The sequence below is a fragment of the Pseudomonas sp. K5002 genome (assembly GCF_013386655.1).
Taxonomy (GTDB): Bacteria; Pseudomonadota; Gammaproteobacteria; order Pseudomonadales; family Pseudomonadaceae; genus Aquipseudomonas.
In genome coordinates this window covers 1-1,494 of record NZ_JACARK010001158.1, presented here as the reverse complement: position 1 = coordinate 1,494, position 1,494 = coordinate 1, and the positions used below count along the sequence as shown (strand labels likewise).

Genomic DNA, 1,494 nt, shown 5'->3' with positions numbered 1-1,494 from the left:
CTTCAGGGGCGGCGGCGGTGGTTTCGGCGGCGGTGGCGCCTCGGGCGGCTGGTAATGACAATAACTAGAGAGCATCAACAACCATGGCATTACTGAGTCAACACGAGCAACGCCAGGTCGCCGAGGCGATCGCCCGGGTCGAGCAACAGACCGACGCCGAACTGGTGACAGTGCTCGCGGCCCGCGCCGACGACTACGCCTACATCCCGCTGTTGTGGGCCAGCCTGCTGGCGCTGGTGGTGCCGGGGATCATTCACTACCTGTCGGGCTGGTTGACCATGTACACCTTGCTGCTGGCGCAGTGGGGCACGTTCGTCGTGCTGTGCCTGGTGTTCCGTTTGCCCAGGGTCACCACGCGACTGATCCCGCGCTCGGTGCGCCATTGGCGCGCGTCCAACCTGGCACGGCGGCAGTTTCTCGAGCAGCACCTGCACCACACGCTGGGCAGCACCGGGGTGCTGATTTTTGTCAGTGAGGCCGAGCGGTATGTGGAAATCCTGGTGGACAAGGGGATATCCAGTCGCCTGGATGACAGCAGTTGGGATGCGATCGTCAAGGACTTCACCCGCCAGGTGAAGCAAGGCCAGACGTTGGCCGGGTTTGTGGCGTGTATTGAGGCTTGCGGGGAATTGCTCAAGGAGCACGTACCGGTGACCCACGCACGCAATGAGCTGCCGAATCGGTTGGTGGTGTTGGAGTAGTGTAAAATTCCCGGCATTCCCTGCCCGAGGCGTTTTTGTTCATGTCTGCCACCGCTAAACCTGCCAGCCCCGCGCCGGATCATCACGCGCAGTTCCTCGAACTGCTGAGCGCGAGCCTTGAGCAAAACGCCTTTATCAAGCTGGTGCTGGCCAAGTACGTCGGCACCGAGCCTGATCTTCAGAAGCTGATCATCAAGCAGCTGACGGTCAAGGATCAGCCTTGCCTGTCCTTCGTCTATCGCTACAAGACCCGCGACATCACCAAGAACTTCTCCCTGGCCGACGGCGTGGCGGCAATTGCCGAATTGTTGCCGGCGGCGTTCAAGAATGCGCACCTGCTGTCGGTGACCGACGAAGCCCAGCTGGAATACAGCAAGAAGAACAAAAGCTCACTGTTCAAAAGCAAGCCGCAGCAACTGCGCGAAGCGCCGTCTGCCGAGCACAACCGCGAGAAGAATCGCTTCCTGGACCTGACCCGGCCCTTCCTCGCCGACCTTGGCGTGACCAACGCCAAACACGAGCTGATCCCGGCGATGTCGCGCAAGTGGAAGCAGATCAACAAGTTCATCGAAGTGTTCAGCCATGCGCTGACCACCTCGCCGCTGAAGCTGGACCAGCCGGTGCGGGTCGCGGACTTTGGCTCGGGCAAGGGCTACCTGACGTTTGCCATCCACGACTACCTGCGCAACACCCTCAACGCCGAGGGCGAAGTCACCGGCGTGGAACTGCGCGAAGACATGGTGACCCTGTGCAACAACGCCGCCGCCCGCCTGGACCACCCGGGGCTGGTGTT

General features: G+C 61.6%; 2 protein-coding genes. Both read left to right on the top strand.

Annotation, left to right across the window (positions count from 1 at the left end):
* Positions 1–83: 83 nt before the first annotated feature.
* A complete protein-coding gene (locus tag HX846_RS34395; RefSeq protein ID WP_178967168.1) occupies positions 84–701 on the top strand; it encodes a TPM domain-containing protein in 618 nt (205 codons plus the stop codon).
* A 41-nt stretch (positions 702–742) separates the two neighbouring features.
* Positions 743–1,494 (top strand): methyltransferase (locus HX846_RS34390; RefSeq protein WP_178967167.1); only part of this gene is annotated, 752 nt, incomplete at its 3' end.